The following is a 23189-nucleotide window of genomic DNA, read 5'->3' on the forward strand; positions in this document are numbered from 1 at the left end:
TGTTCCGGATTTCGCTGTGCTTCATCCGCCCCTACAAAATATATTAATTTTCAATATAAATCTTGATATTAAAGCATAGAAAAGCGATTATTTTATCTTTTTATAATCACAGTTAGGAGCGCGTGTGGAACACGAAACCATGGAATTTGATGTAATCATCGTCGGTGCAGGACCGGCGGGGTTATCTGCCGCGATTAAATTGAAACAGCTTGCCTTAGCTGCGCAAAAAGAATTATCCATTTGTATTTTGGAAAAAGGAGCCCAAGTCGGATCTCATATTCTCTCCGGAGCTGTTCTAGAGCTCAGAAGTCTTAAAGAATTACTTCCTGATACCTGGCAAGAGGCTCCTCTTGATACCGCAGTAACCGCAGATCGTTTCTATTTTCTAACCTCAAGAAACTCCTATAAGCTCCCTACTCCAAAGACCATGCATAATGAAGGAAATTATATTATTAGCTTAGGCGAGCTTTGCGCATTTCTCGCACAACAAGCTGAGTCGCTGGGGTGCGAGATTTATCCTGGATTTGCCGCAGCCCACGTACTTTATAACGACCACAATCAAGTAATTGGTGTTGCAACTGGGAGTGTGGGCCTCGACAAAAATAAAGAGAAAACAAATAATTATCAACCTGGTATGCATCTTCTTGCAAAACAGACTTTATTTGCCGAAGGATGTCGTGGACAACTTAGCCAAAGTTTGATGGCACATTATCACTTAAGGGATAATGCGAATCCACAGACATATGGACTTGGAATAAAAGAAATATGGCAAGTCAAGGCAGAACAACATAAGCTCGGACTAGTCATTCATACTGTAGGCTGGCCAATGGATCACATAACCTATGGTGGTTCATTTATATATCATCTGTCAAAACAACGCGTTGCTATTGGTTTTGTAGTCGGTTTGGATTATAAAAATCCGTGGTTAAATCCTTTTGCGGAATTCCAGCGCTTTAAAACACACCCGTTAGTTCAACCTATTTTAACTGGAGGCGAGCGCATCAGTTATGGTGCGCGAGCCCTTAATGAAGGGGGATGGCAATCCTTACCAAAACTCACTTTTCCAGGTGGTGCATTGATTGGTGATGCTGCAGGTTTTCTTAACGTACCTAAAATCAAAGGAATACATATGGCAATGCAGTCCAGCATGCTTGCAGCAGAAGCATGTTTTGAAGCACTGCAACAAAAAAACTCTGCCCCATTTGAATTAACGGGTTATCCAGCGAAAATCAAAAATTCCTGGCTGGATAAAGAGCTTTATGCAGTACGCAATATAAGACCCGGATTTAAATATGGCTTAATTCCAGGCTTAATCAATGCCGCTTTTGAAACATACATTACACGTGGATACTCTCCATGGACCTTAAAGAATCATGCTGATCACAGTACTTTAATTCCGGCAAAGGAAGCAAAGAAAATAGATTATCCTAAACCCGATGGAGTTCTCACTTTTGACAGACTTTCATCTGTCTTTTTATCAAATACCTATCATGAGGAAAATCAGCCCTGTCATCTCGTATTGAAAAAACCTCAATTGGCAATTGATCTCAATTTAAAAACTTATGCATTCCCAGAAGGTCGATATTGTCCTGCAGGTGTATATGAAATAATTGAGGAAGAAAAAGGCCCTAGATTACAAATTAATGCCCAAAACTGCATCCATTGTAAAACCTGCGACATCAAAGATCCTCGACAAAATATCGTATGGCATGCGCCAGAAGGGGGTGGCGGACCAAATTATACTGGGATGTAAGCCTTCAAGTATAAAACGTATGAATGAAACGGAGAGCCATCCGTTTCATCATCTTTTATTTTTGAGCTTATTCAGCTAATAGCCTTGATTAAATAGAACATGATTTTGCTCAGTCAATCTATCATGAGCCCGTATCACACAATCAAGGCAGCATTTCATTACTTTATCATAATCTTCGTCAGTTAATTCTGTTTCAAATAGCTTAAATAATCGCTCAACAATTTCTTGAGCCTCTAAGCCAAGAAATGAGATATTAGAGTAATTTCCAGAAGCAAGTTGCATCCTTAAGTGGCTAATATATTTTTCAGATTCCAAATGAAGAAATGAACGTATGAAAGGTTTTAATAGTGCAGCATAGGTCATTGATAAATTCTTTAATTTCTCTACTGCTTCCAAAGTTGATTGTGCTCCCTTTTCACTTGTGTATAAAAGTAACTGTATCGCTTTTTGAACTACAGGATTGCATTTTTCCCCTTTAAAAACCGAACTTTCCTTTTGCAAAGTAACTGCAGCATATAATAAAGAATGAGCAATTTTTTCTAAACATTTTCCAGTTTTTTCTATTTCTGGAAAATCGCTTTTTGTATTGAAATACACATGAGCCCATTTCTTAAACTCTATGAGAAACTTTTTACTGTCTTCTACGGATTTAGGAACAGGTGGTTGTGACCAAAGAAATTGCGGTACAACATCAGGATCAAACATAGATGGAAAAATCATCTCACTTTCATCATGAGTTATCCCCATGGGTGCCATTTCAACAGCAGCAGCACTTAAAATTGCTAAATCATTCCCTTCATAGCTATTTCCGCTCTCTGAATGCATTTGTTGTGATTGGTTTAAACTTAATGAACTTGACTTATTATTTTTTTTTACTTCTTGTTTTTTTCTTTTTACTTTAGATGAATCTATGCCTACCTGAGTAGAAAATTTATTTTCCGAAATGGTTCCCGGTAAATATCTCTTTTGTGATTTCCGTTGCGGCAACACGTTCAATAAATTTCTTGCCTGGCCAAGTCCCTCTTGAATGGAGAACAATAGTTTACTATTGATTGAAAGCCTTTCTCTAAGAAACGGATCTTTATACTGATTATCCAAAATACTATGAAAAAGGGTGTACTCATCAATAATATTTGTTAACTCTTTTCTTTTTATGGTTATATTTTGAATCTCATTTGTTGCTTCTTTTTCAATAAAAAAAAGTCGCATTTCAGCTCTAAGAAATTTAATTTTATGTAATCCAAAGTTAGCTATTAATATATGGTCTGAATGCTCTGTGCTTAACAAAGTTGGAAGAAGTAATTGATAAGAATTAATTATTCTCTGGAAACAAGCATTCGCTTTATTTAGCAGAACAATCAGCTCATCAAGACTCATATTTTCTTTATTCTCAAAAGAATAATGGATGTAGCTGTGTGCGGTAGTTAATAAAACTTCATTATTTTCTGCAAAAGCAAATACCGGTGCTCTTTTAAAAAATTCGTTTAAATAAGAAACTGGTATTTCTTCAAACAGCTCAATATTTTCAGCTAATAACTCTATTTTCCTTTTATCAGATAAATAAGCGTTAAAATTCGTACGTATTTTTTTATGTATTTGTGTTAATCTGGACATAAGAACCCTTTAAATATGATTTAAATAGGCAAGAAATCGCTTAGGATGCTTCTCACTCATTACTTTTATTTGAGGGGTGATTATGATAGAGAATGATTTAAAAATATACTAGCACAATGTTTTTTTTGAATCAGTTGGCATTTAAGGTGACAAACGTCGCAAACCCCATTCATTATTCAATAAAATATATTCCCATACATCGGATAGTTCATCCTGTCGGTATGCATAAAATACCATGCGTTCAGGTTGGATACGGAAACCACAATATTCCGGACTTATAGAGATTGGTTGATTGAGAAATGTATCTTTAATCTCTTGGTGTTTTTTCTCAAGAATTTCTTTGGCCTCAATCACTTGCATTGACGTAGAAGCATAACTTAAAAAACGAATTTGCGCCCACTGAGGATAACTGTTCCAATAATGTTGATTCTCAGCCTGATTTAGAAATAAAGCCTTACCTTCAATAATCACTTCCCGTTGTAACAGTTCCAGCCAGAACACAAGGCTTACTTGGGGATTGTTTTTTAATTCGCTTACTTTGCGAGTACTTTTTTGTGTAAAAAATAAAATCCCTTCATCTGAAATTTCGCGAATAGCGACAACGCGGCTATGTGGCGTACCATCCAATGAAGTAGATGATAGAACGGCGTGATTGGGTTGAGGTGCTCCACTCTTTCGCTCATTTGCCAACCAAAGATTTAGTTCAATAATAGGATTTGTTTGCACTCCCTGTTTTTCCTTGATTTAAAAAATTTCGGGATTATTGTACTTGAAGTCCATTACCTGATACAAGAATTGTGCTGATAATCAAATAGACATGTGTTTATTCAATCAAGGAATTCCTGGCGAATAAAGATAGTTTACAGTTCAATTAATTCGATGTTGTTTTCTTGTCTAGATACTCTTTCTTCTGGACAAGCCATACTGTTGCTCCCCTACAATTGGGGTCGCGCACATTATGCAGCAGAACCTGAAAATTGCTCTGATGTAAAATAGTTTCATACTCCTTAGCATCCAGTGAAGCATGATATAAATCATATCCACCATTTTCACTCCAGACTTCCCCTGCCTCGGGCCCCGACGTAAAAAGTAATAGACCATTTGGTTTAACCAAGGAAGAAAATAAATTCAACACACCTCGTTGATCAGCTTGCGGTAAATGAAAAAAACTATGCCACGCAATAACAATCTCGAACTGAATAGTAAATTTCATCACTCGCATATCTGCTAAAACCCATTGAGCATTTGGGAAGTTTTGCTTGCAACGTTCTATCATTTTTTTACTGGCATCCACACCGGTTAGATCATAACCTGCTCCAATAAAAAATTTTGCAATAGGCTCTCCTGTACCACAGCCAACATCCAGTACATTCCCACCATGAGGAAAATATTTTTTGATTTGGTGCAAATAAAATTGCTCCATATGGAGTTCTTTATTGCGATGCGCATCAAACCAATCAATGAGCTCATCATAAGCTTCATAAACTTTATCTTTATTCGATTTTTTCATCATCCCAATCTTATTTCATTTCCTTAGCCATATTTCCTGTAAAGTTATTTACTAAGCAGGTGATTTTTATCTCCCTCTTCCTCGGGAATTATTTCCTTAAGAGCAGATTTATAAAGAGCAGAATTATATTTTATTATAGAGTCGGATAATTTTTTATCTTGAACAATTCCTACTTGCTCAGCCAATTTTGAGTTGGACGAGATCTTAGAAATTAAAGACACAAAGAACTTCACAGTTTCGGCCAAAGCGCGCCATACGGAAGAAGAACTTCCCATTGCCTCATGAGAAAGGTTAATTAATTCCGCATTAATTTTTTCCATTTCTTGTGTTTCACCTGCCTGCAACAGAGTAACACTTTTATGACACTGTGCAACAATATGAGTCAGCGTATCCAATTTTTTTGGATCAAGATTTTTCAATGCAGCTTCATCGCTATGATCAGCAATTGCATGAAGTGGTATTAATATTTTCCCCATTTCATTTTGAAGGTCTGGATTCGCATTCATTAGTTTATTTAATGCCTGTGTAAAGACCAGATAATGATTTTGATACGCTTGGACTGCTGAATCCCTAAAAGCTTCATTTGCATTTATTTCTTCTATTTTTTTACCTTCGATGAGCTGTTGTTTTAGATCAAGATAACAAACCAAACGCGCATCGATCCCTACCGCATGCTCACATTCAGCCAATGAATCCAGAAACTTATCCACTAACTCTTGTTTTGCTTTTAATTGTTCTGGCTCACCAGCACACCATTCAAGTTCACTAAATAAAGCATTTTTAAGAACTCTTTCTAAGTTTTTATTTTGTGGATCATTCAGTATTCGTTGAACACACTCCAATTTACGTATGTGTAAATCGATAGCTTTATCTAAAAATCCATTGGGACCTAAATATTGTTGATAGACTCTCACTAGTTCATTTTGACTTTTTTCACTCTCCTCGATTTTTCGAATTTTTTTAGCTAAATCTGGGGCAACACCAATTAAACGGGCAGCCATTAGATTTTTAACTCGATCAAATGACTTATTAGGATCAAGAGGTGTACATATTTGAGGAGGACAGATAATCACACTATGATCACGCTCAGAACCCTCTTCGGGTTTGACTTCAATTACTTCTTTACCAAATTGAATATGCTTTGGAACCATCTCATCATCGCGATTACCATCATAGATAGTTACAAAATCAAGTGTTCCACGTGCTGCATCACCTTCACGTTTTGGATCAGCTATTACGTCTTCACCTGTTTGTGGGTCTTTTGTTATATGACTATAGGTTTCATCTTTGCTGTACTTGGCTGCTGCCTTGGAAACAAGATCAAGTGCATGTAGTTCAGGATAAGCATCAGGATTATCCCAAATCTTAGTCTCGGTCTTATGCTTCTTATCAAATTTGTTTCGGGTATTTGCATCATATCCCGAAAGCAATAAATCAGGACACGCATCAACAAGCTGCTTCCAGCTGCTAACCTCTTTTACAGTTGCTCTGTAGAGCTTCTGCCAATCTGTATTACGCTTTACTACATTACCTGCATCCAAATGCCCAGTAACTGCTTGAACCTTAATATGCTCTTCACTAATACCTTTTTCAATGTCTTCGCTTCGTGCTACAGTAAAATGAGTAACCAAGCCTCCTTTATTATATGCGGCACCACTTAGTCTGCTGCTACTTCGTCGTGCTTCTACTGGATCACCCACGACGCTTACCTGTAACCCCGTTTTATGAATAACAAAGGTTGCCATTCCTGTCGTAGGAAGGATCTGCGTATCCAATTTAGTATGAGTTGCCATCTGGCTCAAGCATTCTACCTCATAGCCTTCCAGAGCTAATTCTTTTAACTGTTGCTGAGTTTTTCCAAAATGAGCTTCTTGACAATTAATGACGAAAAAATCTGCATCGTCTTCATAAAGCAACTGAATAATTCTGCGGGATGCACCTTCACCAAGTGTGTCATTGCCACAATTTGCTGTAATCGATCGATATTTAAAAGGCATATAAAACTCTCCTTTACTGCTCGATCATTTATTTGTAGGACATACTATAAATATAGACCATAGCAATTAAGACAAAATTTGAAAAGTCTCATTTCAACTAACAAATTTCTTATTCAAAAAGATAATAATTGTAACATTATATATACTTTTGCACGTATTTGATATATTTTTATACACTTATTTTATGTAATAGATTATTTATCTCTGTGGGTTGACTCCTATTCTGAGAAACAATTACCGCATCAAATATTTGCTCAATCTCGCCTTTTTCAGACCAAAAACTTTGAAACGCTAAAGGATATCTTGCCAATATATCCTTTTTAGAAATTTCTCGAGGGTTTTCTATCACGTTTAATAATGTTGTTAGTAAGGAAATTTTATCTTTTATTTTATCATTTTGTAGATCGGCTTTTTGTCCTAATACTTGCAATTTACACTGAATAAGCCCTACCAGATACGGTTTGATTGCATCCAGAGCCATCGTTCGAATTACTGCACTGTAATCACAACATGTAAATATCCTATAATGTTTGGGATAATTTGCTTCTTCTTTTAAATTTTTAAGTTTTAAGATCTCCTCCTGACTTGCAATTGCATCCTGAGTAACATCGGGTTTACTCAAATGAAACCATCCTTTGATTGTTTGTTTTAAACTATAAGGAGCAATACGCCACAATATGTCGAGGCCAGTAAATAAGACTGCAGTTAGTGCAAATAGAGTTCCTACAGCAGGAGCAATAGGAAAAAGCAGAGTAAAAACAACTGCCGCTAAAGCAGAAGCTAAAAGAGTCATAGTAAACAAATTACTCAATGCTGCTTGGATATAATGCATACGTTGAATGCTATTTGGTGGAGATTCAAATGCTCTATATAAATTGAGACTCAACATGACGAGCTGATGCCCCCATGCCACAATTAAACTACTGATAAGAAACCAAGGTGCTGCAGCAAAACTATAACCAAGGGCCATTGATATTGCTGCACCATAGAGTGATATACTGGCTAAAACCGCGCAAGCTGCAGAAGTAGTAAAAAGAAACCATCGATCAAAATTGTGATTGCTTGCTTTTGCGAGATAATAGCCATTTATTAAAGCATTTACAGTCAGTAAGAAACCTATAAAAGGCAACATGATATAAAATAAAGGTGATATACGAAATATCGCAGATAATCTTGCATCAGCCAGTGTAATAAATAACGCGATTTCCTGGGCTTCTCTAATATATGTAATCGCCCTCTGGAAGTGAGTAACAAACATAAGTCACCTGATAACTTATTATTATTCCTTGATTTTCTATTTCTTATATTTGGAACAGTGCTTAATAGAACTCATAATTACATAGTCTGGCTATAGAGACACTGCCAGTAAGTTAATGGCAGTGGTTAAAGAAAGCCACTTTTGACTCTCTCAAAACCAGCTAGAACATCTTTACAACCAAACTATAAAAAAATATTCTATTTTATTGTCGTAAATGGGGGAACAAAATAACATCCCGAATGGATTGAGAATTGGTAAATAGCATGACCAACCGATCAATCCCTATCCCTTCTCCTGCCGTGGGAGGCAATCCGTATTCCAGAGCTTCAATATAATCACTATCAAAATGCATGGCTTCTAAGTCACCTGCATCTTTTTCTTCAACTTGCTTACGAAAACGTTCTGCCTGATCTTCGGCATCATTTAATTCAGAAAATCCATTAGCAATTTCCCGGCCAGCAATAAAAAACTCAAAACGATCAGTCACATCAGGATCATTATCACTGCGACGTGCCAAAGGTGATATTTCAGTAGGATAACCCGTAATAAAAGTAGGCTGAAATAATTGATGCTCAACAGTTTCCTCAAACAATATGATTTGTAACTTACCCAAACCATCAGTTTCTTTAAAAGGAAATCCTTTTTTCTGTAATATGGTACGGCAACTCACAACACTTTCGAGCTCTTTCGCATCGATTTCCGGATGATAATGTAAAATGGCTTCTTTTACAGTCATGCGTGTAAATGGCTTATCAAAATCAATTACTTGACCTTGATATTCCACCTGACGTCTTTCCAAAACAGAATCGCAGAGGTAAGACATTAATTCCTCGGTAAAATTCATCAAATCCTTATAGTCTGCATAGGCTTGATAAAATTCAACCATAGTAAATTCTGGATTATGGCGTGTTGAAATCCCTTCATTACGGAAGTTACGATTAATTTCATAAACTCGCTCAAAGCCACCCACAACGAGGCGCTTTAAATAAAGTTCAGGCGCAATGCGCAAATACATGGTCATATCTAAAGTATGATGATGCGTCACAAAAGGACGTGCCATAGCGCCGCCTGGAATAGGATGCATCATGGGGGTTTCTACTTCAAGAAAATAGTGTTGATCCATAAATTGTCTAAATGCTTGTATCAATCGCGAACGTGTTAAAAAGGTAAGGCGACTTTCATCATTAGCAATTAAATCTACATAACGTTTACGGTATTTTACTTCTTGATCAGCCAAGCCATGAAATTTATCCGGTAAAGGTCGCAATGATTTAGTTAATAATTCTATATACTCTGCATTTACCGTAAGCTCGCCCGTATTTGTTTTAAATAATTCACCTTTAACCCCGACAATATCACCTAAATCCCAATGTTTAAACTCTTCATACTGCTCAGGAAGATCATTGGCTCGGAGATATACTTGGATACGCCCAGAAAAATCTTGAATATGAAAAAAACTGGCTTTACCCATAATACGTCTCAGCACAATACGCCCAGCTACCGTAACCTTAGTATGCTGTTGCGCTAAAGATTCCTTATCTAATGAATCATAATGTTTTATGATTTCCTGGGCTAAATTTTCACGATGAAACTGGTTTGGAAAATTAAAACCTTTTGTACGTAATTCAGCCAATTTTTGTTTACGAATACAATAAACTTCACTTTCATCAATATGTTCAATTTGTTCTTCACTCATGCTGCCCTACTCCTGCCTTTAAACTGGCTTCAATAAACTGATCTAACGCCCCATCCAATACTGCTTGCGTATTGCTCGTCTCGACACTGGTGCGCAGATCTTTAATACGAGATTGATCCAATACGTAGGAACGAATTTGGGATCCCCACCCTATATCTGATTTACTTGCTTCCAATGCTTGCTGCTCTGCATTTTTCTTTTGCATTTCCAATTCATATAATTTGGCACGCAGTTGTTTCATTGCCTGATCTTTATTGCGATGCTGACTTCGATCATTCTGGCATTGTACTACAATCCCAGTTGGCGCATGAGTAATACGTACTGCTGAATCAGTTCGGTTAACATGCTGCCCTCCAGCTCCGGAAGCTCGGTATGTATCAATACGTAAATCCGCCGGATTAATTTCTACATCAATATCATCATCAATTTCAGGTGAAACAAATACTGCTGCAAAAGAGGTATGCCGTCTATTTCCTGAATCAAAAGGGGACTTTCGTACTAACCGATGTACTCCGCTTTCAGTACGCAGCCATCCAAAAGCGTACTCTCCTTTAAAATAAATCGTAGCACTTTTAATCCCGGCAACCTCGCCTGGAGAACACTCAATTAATTCCGTAGTAAACCCATGCTGCTCACCCCAACGCAAATACATGCGCAACAACATTTCTGCCCAATCCTGTGCCTCCGTACCCCCTGAACCTGACTGAATATCTAAATAAGCATTCGAGTCATCCATTTTTCCGGAAAACATACGGCGAAATTCTAAATCGGCAACCTTTTGTTCAATAGAGTGTAATTCTTCGCCAATTTCATTGATCGTTTGTTCGTCACCTTCCTCACGCGCAATCTCAAACAATTCACTTAAATCAGTAATGGATTGACCTAATTGAGTTAAAGTTGTAACTATTGCTTCAAGCTGTGTTCTTTCTCGTCCTAATGCCTGCGCAATCTCTGGATTATCCCAAACCGTTGATGATTCCAGTTCTCGGACAACCTCTTCTAAACGCTCACTCTTAGCGTCAAAGTCAAAGATACCCCCTAAGCGCATCTACTCGCTTATCAAGCTCCACCAGATTAAGATTAATTTGGTTTACTTCTAACATAAATGTCTCTTAAAAAATAGTAATCGCCCAATGCTCTTCTCATAATGTAGCCCTGGCTGGGCTACATTATGAGAAGAGCATTACTTAGTAAAAAATTAGTCTGGGATTTTACCGTGAAAGTAGGCAAAAAAACAGCTATGAAGTTTTCATTGCGGTCCGATAGGCTTGCAAATTCATTAATAAATCTGCTTCTGCGAGGGATAAATGACAACTTTCGACAATTTCATCGCGATTACCACCCATCTCCAAAATACGCAAAGCATGGCGATATCCACCATCATTATCTCGCTTATTTTCCAAGTCCTGGATTTGATTATCCATACTAATCAATTGAGTATTAATTTCTTTTAACTGCTTGGAGAATAATAAATCAGCATGAATCAATACAGGATGATCCTTTGTGATTTGATCAATTAATTTTTGCTGTGTATTCAAATCCTCTCGAAAACTGATTAGTTTTTTCCGCTGACTCAATAAGTAATTCACGATAAATAAAAAAACAACCACATTAACGCTTAAAAGAAAAGTTATCATTTATTTTTACCCCCGATGACCACACTATGAGCTTGTTCGCTTATCGCAGGGTTTAAAAGTCGAGGAACATTTCGATTCAAAGCAATGATAATAGTCACCCTACGATTTGCAGCTCTCCCTAATTTTGTAACATTATCTGCAGCTGGATATTGTTCACCATAACCCGTCACTAAAAGACGATCTGTTGCTATCCCAAATGAATTTAAAGTACGTCCAACAACTGCTGCACGCATTGCTGAAAGCTCCCAGTTTGATGGAAATTGCGGTGTTTCTATAGGAACATTATCTGTGTATCCTTCTACTGCGACAATAGAAGATGATTTTTTAATTTTAGCGGCTAATTGCATTAATTTAACAAAAGCTTCTGGTTTTAAATCTGCCTCACCTGAGTCAAATAAAGCTCCTGATTTAATATCCAACTCTATCCAACCTTCCTGTCGATTTATCTTATAATTTCCATCTTGTAATTCTATAAGTGCTTGATTTAATTCATCAAGCCCATCATGAAATGGCCCTTGAAATGGTGTGGTTTGTGGTCCATCTTTTATACTTTTTGTTGATTTAAGAGCTCGAGCTTCATCTTTTTTATTAAAAGCCGATTTCATTCCATCTGAAAGTGATTTGTACTTTGAGGTATTGACAGACGAAATAGCATACATCACTACAAAAAATGCGAATAATAAGGTAATGAAATCTGCATATGAGACAACCCAACGATGATGATCATTATGCTGTTCATTTCTTTTTTTTCTTTTTTTCATTTTTCTTTTGCTGACCAAAATTATTGAGTTTTAACATCAAAACACCTGGACTTTCCCCAGAAGCAATAGTGACAATACCTTCTACAATCATTTCGTCATAATGTACCTGACGAGCAATACAACTTTTTAACTTATTTGCCACGGGTAAAAAAATAAGATTTGCCATTCCAACTCCGTAAATTGTCGCTACGAAAGCTACCGCAATACCTAATCCCAATTCATTCGGTTCAGATAAATGACGCATCACTTCAATCAATCCCAACACTGCTCCCAAAATTCCTATGGTTGGACTGTATCCCCCCATACTTTCAAATACTTGTGCTGCGTGAATATCATGAGTTTCTACTCGCTCTATCTCGTCCTCCAAGACTTTTCTTATAGTGAGTTTATCTACACCAATTACCAATAACTCCAAGCCCTTATTGATAAGCGGATTTTTTTCAACCTCTAAGTGCTCCTCTAGAGAAAGAAGCCCCAATTGACGTGCTCTTCGTGCTAAATCCAACATTTTGTTGCGGCAAGGTTCAAAATCAAGTTTAGGGGGAGTAATAACCCAAGGCAAAATTTTAAATGCTCTTTTAAAGGTGTATAGTGGTGTTTGCACCATAACTGCTCCAATTGTTCCTCCGAGCACAATCAACAATGCAGACAAATTCATTAAAGCCTGCATACTTCCACCTTCAAGAACTTGGGCAAGTGTAATAGCTAAAAAACTAGTGAGTATCCCTATTAAAGTTAAAGCATCCATTCTTTTTTATTCCGGTAACCGTGATTTAATTCGATGTATTGCCTGACTAAGAATCTGTGAAACGCGTGATTCACTAACGCCAATAACCTCCCCAATTTCCTTTAGATTCAAATCCTGTTCATAATATAAAGAAAGTACCATTCGTTCTTTCTGAGGCAATCCCCGAATAACCTCGGATAAACGATGCATTAAATCACTATGCAATACATTGACATGCGGCTCAGTAGAAACGTATCCATTTTCAACCTGCAGGGCATCATCAGTGACGCCCAAATCGTCAAAACCATACAAGTGACTGCTCACAGAGTCTTGCAACATTCCATGGTATTCAGCAATCGATATTCCAAGCTCAACTGCAATTTCAGAATCCTTAGCTTCCCTTCCTAACCGATGCTCAATATTTTTAACAGCTTCCGAAATCATTCTTGCATTACGATGTACTGAGCGAGGTACCCAATCATTACGTCTTACTTCATCAAGCATGTACCCTCTAATGCGAATTCCCGCATAGGTTTCAAATGAAGCGCCTTTGGAAGAATCATAATGTCGTGTTGCTTCCAGTAATCCGAGCATTCCTGCTTGTATTAAGTCATCCAGCTGTACGCTTTGTGGCAAACGTCCCAATAAATGATGTGCTATGCGTTTAACCAATAAGGCATGAGTTTTTACCAGCGTTTCCTGAATCTGCTGGTTAACTTTGCTATAGGCAGCCAAAGCATCCACAATGATCTCCTTAAAATTCACCTGCTACTAAACGCTCTAAAAAGAAACTGGTATTACCTCCCAATAAGGAGCTGGGAGGCCACTCAGATACTTCATCTGCTAACTGTCTAAGTGCTAAAGCAGCAGCAGAATCAGGGTAAGCAATTAATACCGGTTTTTGCATTTTCACTGCCTTGTGTATGTGTTCATCAAAAGGTACTGCTCCTAAATAGTCTAGCTGAACCTCGAGAAATTGCTCGGAAACTTTGAATAATTTGTTAAATAATTCCCGTCCCTCTCTCTCATTCCGTACCATATTTGCCAAAATATGAAAACGAGTCCATTCATAACGCTTACTCATTACTTTAATTAAAGCATATGCATCGGTTAATGAGGTGGGTTCATCACATACAACAACAATTAATTCTTGCGAGGAACGGGCAAAACTTAAAACAGTGTCAGAAATACCAGCAGCAGTATCAATAATCATGTAGTCTAAATCATCAGTAAGCTCATTAAATGAATCGATGATTCCAGCAAGCTCTGGAGCAGAGAGTTGCGTCATGAACTCTGTACCAGAGGCTGCAGGAATGACAAGGATGCCATCAGGCCCTGACATAATAATGTCACTTAAATGACAGATTCCCTGCATTACATGTGATAAATTATATCGGGTATGCAACCCCAACATGATATCAATATTAGCCAATCCTAAATCAGCATCAAGCAGCATTACTCTTTTTTTAAGCTGAGCCAAACCAACTGCCAAATTGACAGAAACGTTACTCTTGCCTACACCTCCCTTTCCTGCTGAAACTGCAATTACTTTAATCGGTTTTGCACGAGACAGATTTCTCAAACCAGAAGCCTGATCGCTTATATTTTGATTCACTTTAGACATGATATTCTCTCCCAGAACTTTGCTGTACTTTCTTAACTTTATCCGTCTGGAATAGTTGTGTTTCTTGCTCTGCAAATAACTCAATTAACTGATGGCGCGTGGCCATTTTAATGTCTTCAGGTACGCGTTGCCCGTGTGTTAGATAGCTCACACCTAAACCCGACTCAATAAGTGCACTCAACGCCCCACCTACCGCCAATGACTCGTCCAACTTGGTCAAAATACACTGATCAATTTGATTTGCTTCATACCGTTTTATTGCATCAATTAACACTTGGTAATGACTTGTTGCAGGCAAAACCAAAACCTTGGAAATCGACAATAAATAAGTACCCAAGACATGCATTTGTTTTACAACTCGCTCATCCGCAGGATTCATTCCAGCGGTATCAATCAGAATTAATTTTTTGTCATTTAATTGCCGTAATACTCGCGCCAAAGAAACTTCATCCTGTGCAACACAGACCTTAACTCCTAAAATTTTTCCATACATCATGAGTTGTTCTTGCGCCGCGATTCGATAGGTATCCATAGTAACAAGACCTAACTTATCCGCTCCAAATCTCAAGGTAAATCGGGCTGCAATTTTGGCCAATGTTGTCGTTTTTCCAACACCAGTTGGACCAACAAAAGCATAAACCCCACCTTCTTCTATTCTTCGTGTATCACAAATGGTTAATTGATCCGCAATGTGATTCAATACAGCTTCCCAGCCTCTTTGTTGATTTAAATCAGATGGCACAGAACATGCCCAAGTTGCGGCTGTAGTATGACTTACCCCAAGATATAGAAGTTTTTGCAGTAAAATAGTATGCAAAGGCTCATGGACGCCCACGTTTCCCCTTAACTGTGCCTCAAGCATACTTCTTAGTGTTTGAATCTCCTGACGCATGTCATCGAGGGGTGTTTGCATTTGGAATTTATTAGCTTGACTCGTTGGTTCAGCGCAAGCTACTGCTGCTGAGGTTGACAGAATTGTTTCATCAAAATCAATCGCAGCAACAACTTCCACTCCACCATCTATATGATGGCTGGACAAAATAACGGCATCAGCACCAAGCGTTTCTTTAATTTGTTTCATAGCGCTGCGTGTATCGGTCGCAACAAAACGTTTTAATTTCATAAAGCCTCCTGCTTATGAAGAAATTTGTCACTATTCACGCAATGCCTCTTTTAGAAAGTGTAGCTTGTTTGTAGGAAAACTGAGAAGTTTAACCCTAGGCCCCTGCATTCAACACCCCTGCGATACACTCTCAGTTACTCCTATCCCACTGTACCTACTATTCTTATTTGTTTATTATCAGGAATTTCCTGATAAGACAAAACATGAAAGTCATGAGAAATATTACGCACAAATCGTGCCAACACTGCGCGTATTCCTGGCTGTACTACCAATACAGAACTCTCTTGTTTCGCCTGCTGTTGCATTGCTAATTGTGTCAAAGAATGTTGTATTTTATCTGCCATTCCTGGCTCAAAATTTACGCCTCCGGATCCACTGCTCTGAATAATATTCTGCAATAATTGTTCCAACTCAGGTTTTAGCGTAATAATTGGTAGTTCTTCATGAACACCACTGATTTTTTGAGTAATTAATCGAGATAAGGCGATACGGACCTGACTGATTAAATGTTCCGTATCCTTAGATTTTGGCGCTTGCTCCGCCAAAGTTTCGACTATAGTGCGAATGTCCGTTAAAGGAATATGTTCCGCCAATAAGCCTTGCAACACTTTACTAACCATCCCTAGTGAAAGCCCCTCAGGTACTAGCTCTTTCACTAATTTGGGCGAACTTAATGCAAGTTTATCTAAAAGCTGTTGGGTTTCTTCATAACCTAACAATTGCTGGCTGTTTTGCTCTAATATTTGGCTTAAATGTGTGGCAACAACAGTAGAGGTATCGACTACGGTATAACCCAAAGTATGGGCTTGCTCTCTTTGACTTTCATTAATCCAGACAGCTTCCATACCAAAAGCCGGATCAAGTGTTTTTATTCCTTCAATTTCACCAAAAATCTGCCCAGGATTTATCGCCAGGCAGCGGTCAAGATGAATTGCTGCCTCCCCCATCACCACTCCCGCCAAACCAATTCGATAATGGTTAGGCTTTAAATCCAAATTATCACGCACGTGTACAGATGGAATTAAAAAGCCCAGCTCTTGTGATATTTTCTTTCGTACCCCTTTAATACGAGAAAGTAAAACACCTCCTTGTTCCTGATCCACTAAAGGAATCAGACGATATCCTACCTCAAGGCTAATCACATCAACTGGATTCACATCATCCCATGACAATTCAGTAGAAATATTGGGGTTTTGAATAGTGTTAGATTCATTTTCTTGATTGAGTTGTTCCTTGCGTTTTTCTTTATCTTGTTGAAGAAACAAATAGGCAATTCCTCCCAAACCTGCAGAAAGTAAAATAAATGCAATATGGGGCATCCCAGGAATAATACCAATCAATCCCATAATAGCTGATGCAATAATTAATGAACGTGGGTTAGCAAATAATTGGGAAATAACTGCATGTCCCATATTTTGCGCACTGGAAACTCGAGTAACAATGATAGCGGCAGCTGTTGATAAAACTAAAGAAGGCACTTGCGCTACCAAACCATCACCGATAGTTAACAAAATATAGTTATGTAGCGCATCAGGAACACTCATTCCATGCTGAAAAACCCCAATTAACAATCCACCAATAATGTTAACAGCCAAAATCAAAATCCCAGCAATTGCATCACCTCGAACAAATTTGCTCGCACCATCCATCGAACCATAAAAGTCTGCTTCCTGTGCTACCTCTAATCGACGATTTATCGCCTGCTCCTGATTAATTAAACCCGCATTCAGATCGGCATCGATAGCCATTTGTTTTCCAGGTAAAGAATCCAAAGTGAACCGAGCGCTTACTTCAGATACACGCCCAGCACCCTTAGTTACTACAACAAAATTTATGACTACTAAAATAATAAAAACAACCAAACCCACTGCATAGTTCCCACCAATTACTACTTCGCCAAATGCTTGGATCACATGTCCTGCAGCATCAGTACCTTTATAGCCATTTAATAAAACAACACGAGTTGAGGCAACGTTTAATGTCAAACGTAATAAAGTTGCAATTAATATAACTGTGGGGAATACAGCAAAATCCAAAGGCCTTTCGCTGTAAATCACAGCTAACAAAACTACAAGTGATAAAGCGATATTAAAAGTAAAAAAGACATCCAATAAAAATGGAGGCAGAGGTAACATCATCATGCCAAGCATGATGATCAGCACCAGAGGTGTTCCTAAACCTTGACGCATCCAATATTGTACATAGTACAATGCCTTATTCATTAGCATCCTCCTCTGCTTCTCTTACTAACTCTTCTGGAATAGGGACATTTTGTAATACAGCAGGTTTATAATCATAACGTTCTTTGTCTCGCAGTTGAAACACATAGGCTAAAACCTGAGCTACAGCGATATAAAGGCCTCTTGGTATTTCTGCATTTAATTTGGTAGAAAAATAAAGAGCACGAGCCAAAGGTGGCACTGAAATAATGGGAATTTGATGTGATGTTGCAACTTTACTAATTTGGAAAGCAATCAAATCCTTACCCTTTGCGACTACTATGGGCGCTTTATGCCCCTTCTCTTTATAACTGATTGCTACAGCATAATGAGTTGGATTGGTTAAAACGACGTTTGCTTTAGATATTTCATTCATCATACGCCGTCTCGAAATCTCTTGCTGAGCACGACGAATAGCGCTTTTTATTTCGGGTTTACCTTCTAGTTCTTTGTATTCATCCCTTAATTCTTGCATTGTCATTTTCATGCTTTTTTGATGCTCATACAATTGAAAAGGAACATCAAAAGCAGCAATCAAAATCAAGCTGGCAGAAATCAACACAAAAGATTTCACCACGACCAAACTACCACTACCAATTGCTGTTTCAATAGGAGCATGGGCTAAACTGAGTAATATGGGAATCTGTGCTTTAAGTACCACTATAGCGGTAACTGCTACGATAAGAAATTTAAAAAACGATTTGAACATTTCGACAAAACCTTTCAACGAAATCATTCGTTTAAATCCTTGAAATACGTTTAATCGTGAAAGTTTAGGCTGTAAGACTTGACTGCTAAAAACCCATCCTCCCATGAGCAAAGGAGCAGCCAAAGTAACGAGAAAAATAACCACTAATAAAGGCATTAAGGACCAAAACCCCATTTTCGCTAAAAAGAATAAACGCTCAACACTTACTGTTGAAGTAATGATAGCTCGCGTATCAAATTCAAATGCATAATGCATCAGGGCTACTAGCTGGTTGGCTAGTTGCTTGCCAAAAATAAGAAATCCCAATGCAGTAAAAAGTAACGTTACTGTGGTATTGAAATCCTTTGAGCGTGCAACCTGGCCTTTTTTACGAGCCTCTCTAAGTCGTTTGGCCGAGGGCTGTTCCGTTTTTTCTTGTGAGTGTTCTTGCTCAGCCATCAGTGCAACATCCTTGTCATAAAACGCATTCCCTCTTTGATAAGATCTGCCATCTGTATTGCAACGCTAGGCAAACCCACCTTAATTACGACTATTCCCATAACTAACGTAATGGGAAATCCCAAAGAAAAAATATTTAATTGTGGCGCAGCTCGAGACATAATTCCGAATGCAAGACTCACAATAAGCAAAGACAATAAAGCTGGGATTGAAATTAATACTGCTTGTTTGAACATCCATCCCGAAAATAAAATGACATTCCATACCATAGATTGAGTAACAGAAATCTGTCCTACAGGTATTATTCTGAAACTATCCAATAACGTTTCAAAAACAGTTAAATGTCCATTAAGCGCCAAAAATATTAGAGTCATCATCATTGAATAAAGTTGGCTGACCAATGGAACACTGGCTCGGCTTGCAGGGTCCACCATCACTGCAAAACTAAGACCAGCCTGCATCGCAATAATTTGTCCTCCCAAAACAAAAATCTGAAAAACAAGCTGCAATACAAAACCCATTAATAGACCAAAGAGCAGTTCTTGGATGATATATACCAAAAAAAACCCATTGAAATTCAGAAATGAAAGCTCCTTAGGAACCGTAAAGGCACAAACAGAACTTAAAACAAAAAGCAAAATAATTTTAATACGTGGGGGTAATAAAACAGAAGAAAAAACAGGTATTGTAAGTAATAAGCCACCAATGCGTCCCATTGGCCAAATAATCTGGCTTATCATATGTATTATTGTTGGATAATCCAGTTTCATCTTGAGACTAACCTATTAAATATGGAATATTGGTAATTAAAGAATCTGTGTAATTCACTATGATCTTGAGTAACCAGGGGCCTGCAAATACGAGCATCAAAAAAGTAATAAATAACTTGGGTATAAAACTTAGACTCGTTTCATTAATTTGTGTTGCCGCTTGAAACATGGAAACAATAACACCAATAATCAAACCAGGAAGAATAAGTACACTGATAAGTAACAGCATCAAATATACTCCTTCACTGAATATTGAAACCACTGATTCTGGAGTCATATTATTTCCTTATAATTTTTTAGACTTCTTTTGAAACTCTACTGTAGCGGCAAATTGTTTAGTCGATGCAATGTTCGAATCCTCATGTCACTGCGTGTACACCCCCTTCTCCTCGTACTTCGCTCACTACAGCGAGTTTCAAGAAGTTCTATTATCCTTATAATTCGTAGCATTGATAAAATGCGGCTTTTAATTCATAGCAAAACTTGACGCAAGCGATCCCAAAACAAGTGTCCAACCATCGACCATCACAAAGAGCATAATCTTAAAGGGTAATGAAATAATCAAAGGTGATAGCATCATCATACCCATAGCCATCAGAACACTCGATACCACCATATCAATAATTAAAAAAGGCAAAAATAAAATAAAACCTATCTGGAACGCTGTTTTTAATTCACTGGTAATAAATGCAGGAATTACCACACTCATTGGCACGTCATTAAGAGTCGCTGGATTTGTTTGAGCAAATTTTTCAAACAAGGATAAATCATTTTTACGTGTTTGATTCAACATAAATTGACGTAAAGGCACTTGTGCATTCGCCAAGGCTTGAGGAAATTTTATAGTCTCCGCGAGGTAAGGTTGCACCGCTGTTTCGTTAATATTGTTAAAAACAGGAGACATCACAAAATAAGTCATAAATAAAGCAATACCAATTAGAATTTGATTCGTAGGAGTTTGGGCCATGCCTATGGCTTGACGTAATATGGAAAGTACAATAATTATTCGCGTAAAAGCTGTCATTGCCATCAACATTCCTGGCAAAACAGTTAACAAGGTCATAAAAATCAAAATTTGCAGATTAACACTATAAGTTTGCTCACCATTTGCACCAGGTTGTACTGTTAATGCAGGTAATGATAAAGGGGCTGCCTGTAAAGCAAAGGGTACAAAACAAAATAAAATCAGAACTAAAGTAGCTTGGGTGAAGCGAAGCGTAACCCAGGATTTAGAACCTCCCTCTGCCATTAAGTTATGGAATTTTGTCATTTCCGCACAGGCGGAAATCCATTTCTGAATTAGAATAGATATTCGATTAAAGTTGGATCTCGACAGCGAGAATGACAACTTCCATACCGATGATAACCATTTTCGTACGTATAAATTCATTATCTTCATCTTATGATTTCGCAACTGATTTAAGCAGATCTGCAAATGAAGTTTTATTTTTAGAGTCAAAGCCTGTCGGCAATTGCTCACCAAAATCATAGAGCAGTGTAACCTGTCCAGAACCTGAGCCGACTAATAAATAACGCATTCCCACTTTTAACAAAGTAATTTTTTCCTTAGGTCCTAAAATCATACTCGCTATGGGTTGAAATCCTTTTGCCGACCTCATTTGCATCCCATATAATCGTTTCACTACCCAAGACAATACAATGATGAGCAATAAAACTAATAATAAGCCCATGACAATACGCATGAGCTCTCCATGACTAAGTACACTTTGCATTATCTTAATCGCTTAATTCGTTCTGCTTTGCTGACGATATCAGTCAATCGCACACCAAACTTGTCATTAACTACAACCACCTCCCCATGTGCAACTAAAGTCCCATTGACTAAAACATCTAGAGGATCTCCTGCTAAACAATCGAGGGCAACAATTCCTCCTTGATTTAACTGGAGTAAATTACGGATGGTCATTTTGGTGCGACCAATTTCTACAGTGACCGAAACAGGGATATCCAAAATCATATCCATTTTCTCACTGTCTGCTTCCTGATGAAGAGTGTTTGATGGTTTAGGTTGTTCAATTGCTTCTTGAGACATTCCTCATCTCCTAGTAACTAATATTTTTAATTATTCTTACAGCACGCTTATCATTTGCTGTTCCTTGAGTTGCCGTAAAACCTGGTGTCCCTTCAATATCTAATGTAACTATTTCTTTCATTTCTATAGGTATAAAATCACCTACTTGCCATGACATTACAGAACCTAAAGTACTTTGTGTTTCAGCCATTACAGAACTTACAGTTAATTCAACGTCCATTAACTCTTCTTTTAATGATTTAACCCAGTTCGGATCAATTTCATCATCCGGACGAGAAGCACCAAGCTCCAGTTGCTCTTTGATGGGTTCAACCATGGAGTATGGCAAGATGAAATAGAAGATACCGATTTCTTTGCCAAAATCCATTGAAAATCGTGCGACTAACAGCATTTCTCCAGGTTCTGCTATATTGACTAATTGCGGGTTAGTTTCATCATTAAATTTGCTGATATCGAGCTGAATAATTGGCTTCCACGCTTGGGTAAGATTGGCAATAAGCTTTTTCGTAATTACATCCATAACACGCAGCTCAGTCGCAGTAAAATCGGTTCTATCTTTTTGGGCAAAGAATTGAGAACTGCCGCCAAAATAATAGTCGACGAGATCATAGACAAAAGTACTATCAAAAAGAATAATGCCTTTGCCTCGTAATGGCTTGAATTTAAAAATACTCATTAAACTTGGATTAGGTAAGCTCTCCATAAAATCGCGATGCTTTATAATAAGCAATGGATCTTGTTTAATTTCAAAATCCTTGGCAGTTACATTATAGATATCCGATGCAAATAAACGCACTGCGCGATCATAAATTCTATCTAATACAGGTAACTTGCCTTTGACAATACGTTCCTGAGCAGTAAAGTTAAGTGTTTTTACATCACCTTCTTGCTGTAGTACTACAGGTTCAAATACAGCATTAGATACTTCCTTTTTCCTGCTTTTTGCTTTTTTATGGTCCGATTTTTCTCCGGTAGCGGCTTGATCTCCTGTTGCTTCGGGAGACTCACTAACTGTTTTCAGCAGCGCATCTATTTCTTCTTGTGATAAAACGTTTTTATCAGCCATAAGCAATCCATACTAATTTTTAAACTTGAATTCACTCATTACATTCAAGTAAGCATCATGATTTTTCTATTGAATAGGCTTATGCAAACTATATGCCATTTATAAAAACGCACTTATGACACAATCTCTAATGCACCTCGATTATGAATTGGAAAAAAAGATGGGCAGGTTTGACAGTCAAAAAATCATATGCCAATCATTTGACAATGCATCTAAATTAATGAAAAAAATATT

General features: G+C 37.7%; 22 protein-coding genes. 1 reads left to right on the top strand and 21 read right to left on the bottom strand.

Translation table 11 applies throughout. The annotated features are described in order from the left end of the window. The first annotated feature begins 124 nt into the window (after window positions 1-124). The gene (locus tag Ltuc_RS07215) at window positions 125-1753 is read left to right on the top strand and encodes an electron transfer flavoprotein-ubiquinone oxidoreductase (RefSeq protein WP_058520610.1); all 1629 of its coding nucleotides are present in this window, start codon (window positions 125-127) and stop codon (window positions 1751-1753) included. 75 nt (window positions 1754-1828) lie between these two features. Here Ltuc_RS07215 and Ltuc_RS07220 read toward each other — a convergent pair whose 3' ends face one another. The 21 genes from Ltuc_RS07220 to fliM all read right to left on the bottom strand — a co-directional run bounded on the left by Ltuc_RS07220 (window position 1829) and on the right by fliM (window position 22955). Further along, the gene (locus tag Ltuc_RS07220) at window positions 1829-3367 is read right to left on the bottom strand and encodes a hypothetical protein (protein ID WP_058520611.1); all 1539 of its coding nucleotides are present in this window, start codon (window positions 3365-3367) and stop codon (window positions 1829-1831) included. A 141-nt stretch (window positions 3368-3508) separates the two neighbouring features. After that, complete coding sequence (locus tag Ltuc_RS07225) at window positions 3509-4093, bottom strand: pyridoxine/pyridoxamine 5'-phosphate oxidase (RefSeq protein ID WP_058520612.1); 585 nt, start codon at window positions 4091-4093, stop codon at window positions 3509-3511. A 145-nt stretch (window positions 4094-4238) separates the two neighbouring features. Further along, complete coding sequence (locus Ltuc_RS07230) at window positions 4239-4880, bottom strand: class I SAM-dependent methyltransferase (protein ID WP_238584084.1); 642 nt, start codon at window positions 4878-4880, stop codon at window positions 4239-4241. Between the two features lie 41 nt (window positions 4881-4921). Further along, a complete protein-coding gene (locus Ltuc_RS07235) occupies window positions 4922-6874 on the bottom strand; it encodes an exonuclease/endonuclease/phosphatase family protein (RefSeq protein WP_058520614.1) in 1953 nt (650 codons plus the stop codon). Between the two features lie 169 nt (window positions 6875-7043). Then, window positions 7044-8132 (bottom strand): hypothetical protein, encoded by a 1089-nt coding sequence (locus Ltuc_RS07240; protein ID WP_058520615.1) that lies wholly within the window; start codon window positions 8130-8132, stop codon window positions 7044-7046. A 202-nt stretch (window positions 8133-8334) separates the two neighbouring features. Further along, window positions 8335-9828: a lysine--tRNA ligase gene (lysS, locus tag Ltuc_RS07245; protein ID WP_058520616.1), complete on the bottom strand. Its 1494-nt coding sequence runs from the start codon at window positions 9826-9828 to the stop codon at window positions 8335-8337. Continuing rightward, a protein-coding gene (gene prfB, locus Ltuc_RS07250; protein ID WP_133138279.1) for a peptide chain release factor 2 occupies window positions 9821-10931 on the bottom strand; the annotation gives its coding sequence in 2 pieces (ribosomal slippage) (window positions 9821-10855 and window positions 10857-10931; 1110 coding nt in all). The genes lysS and prfB overlap by 8 nt, the downstream gene beginning before the upstream one ends. Window positions 10932-11066: 135 nt before the next feature. Then, entirely contained in the window at window positions 11067-11465 is a 399-nt protein-coding gene (locus Ltuc_RS07255) for a DUF2802 domain-containing protein (RefSeq protein ID WP_058520617.1), read from the bottom strand. Next, complete coding sequence (locus Ltuc_RS07260; RefSeq protein ID WP_058520618.1) at window positions 11462-12226, bottom strand: flagellar motor protein MotB; 765 nt, start codon at window positions 12224-12226, stop codon at window positions 11462-11464. Before Ltuc_RS07260 ends, Ltuc_RS07255 begins: the two co-directional genes overlap by 4 nt. Further along, the gene (locus Ltuc_RS07265; RefSeq protein WP_058520619.1) at window positions 12201-12974 is read right to left on the bottom strand and encodes a flagellar motor protein; all 774 of its coding nucleotides are present in this window, start codon (window positions 12972-12974) and stop codon (window positions 12201-12203) included. Before Ltuc_RS07265 ends, Ltuc_RS07260 begins: the two co-directional genes overlap by 26 nt. A gap of 6 nt (window positions 12975-12980) precedes the next feature. Then, on the bottom strand, window positions 12981-13697 hold the full coding sequence (locus Ltuc_RS07270; protein ID WP_058520620.1) for an RNA polymerase sigma factor FliA: 717 nt from the start codon (window positions 13695-13697) through the stop codon (window positions 12981-12983). A 10-nt stretch (window positions 13698-13707) separates the two neighbouring features. Then, on the bottom strand, window positions 13708-14577 hold the full coding sequence (locus tag Ltuc_RS07275; protein ID WP_058520621.1) for a MinD/ParA family protein: 870 nt from the start codon (window positions 14575-14577) through the stop codon (window positions 13708-13710). After that, on the bottom strand, window positions 14570-15700 hold the full coding sequence (flhF, locus tag Ltuc_RS07280) for a flagellar biosynthesis GTPase FlhF (protein WP_058520622.1): 1131 nt from the start codon (window positions 15698-15700) through the stop codon (window positions 14570-14572). Before flhF ends, Ltuc_RS07275 begins: the two co-directional genes overlap by 8 nt. A 140-nt stretch (window positions 15701-15840) precedes the next feature. After that, window positions 15841-17922: a flagellar biosynthesis protein FlhA gene (gene flhA, locus Ltuc_RS07285; protein ID WP_058520623.1), complete on the bottom strand. Its 2082-nt coding sequence runs from the start codon at window positions 17920-17922 to the stop codon at window positions 15841-15843. Beyond that, window positions 17915-19066 (bottom strand): flagellar biosynthesis protein FlhB, encoded by a 1152-nt coding sequence (flhB, locus tag Ltuc_RS07290; protein WP_058520624.1) that lies wholly within the window; start codon window positions 19064-19066, stop codon window positions 17915-17917. The genes flhA and flhB overlap by 8 nt, the downstream gene beginning before the upstream one ends. Continuing rightward, window positions 19066-19836, bottom strand: a complete 771-nt coding sequence (gene fliR, locus Ltuc_RS07295) for a flagellar biosynthetic protein FliR (protein WP_058520625.1) — start codon at window positions 19834-19836, stop codon at window positions 19066-19068. Before fliR ends, flhB begins: the two co-directional genes overlap by 1 nt. Window positions 19837-19843: 7 nt before the next feature. Further along, window positions 19844-20113, bottom strand: a complete 270-nt coding sequence (gene fliQ / locus Ltuc_RS07300; RefSeq protein ID WP_058459189.1) for a flagellar biosynthesis protein FliQ — start codon at window positions 20111-20113, stop codon at window positions 19844-19846. 189 nt (window positions 20114-20302) lie between these two features. Then, complete coding sequence (fliP, locus tag Ltuc_RS07305; protein WP_058521637.1) at window positions 20303-21085, bottom strand: flagellar type III secretion system pore protein FliP; 783 nt, start codon at window positions 21083-21085, stop codon at window positions 20303-20305. 151 nt (window positions 21086-21236) lie between these two features. After that, window positions 21237-21569: a flagellar biosynthetic protein FliO gene (fliO, locus tag Ltuc_RS07310; protein ID WP_058520626.1), complete on the bottom strand. Its 333-nt coding sequence runs from the start codon at window positions 21567-21569 to the stop codon at window positions 21237-21239. Beyond that, window positions 21569-21889: a flagellar motor switch protein FliN gene (gene fliN / locus Ltuc_RS07315; protein WP_083498057.1), complete on the bottom strand. Its 321-nt coding sequence runs from the start codon at window positions 21887-21889 to the stop codon at window positions 21569-21571. Before fliN ends, fliO begins: the two co-directional genes overlap by 1 nt. Window positions 21890-21899: 10 nt before the next feature. After that, on the bottom strand, window positions 21900-22955 hold the full coding sequence (fliM, locus tag Ltuc_RS07320; RefSeq protein ID WP_058520627.1) for a flagellar motor switch protein FliM: 1056 nt from the start codon (window positions 22953-22955) through the stop codon (window positions 21900-21902). Between the last annotated feature and the right edge of the window lie 234 nt (window positions 22956-23189).

Origin of the sequence: Legionella tucsonensis, from assembly GCF_001468035.1 — a bacterium.
Taxonomy (GTDB): Bacteria; Pseudomonadota; Gammaproteobacteria; order Legionellales; family Legionellaceae; genus Legionella; species Legionella tucsonensis.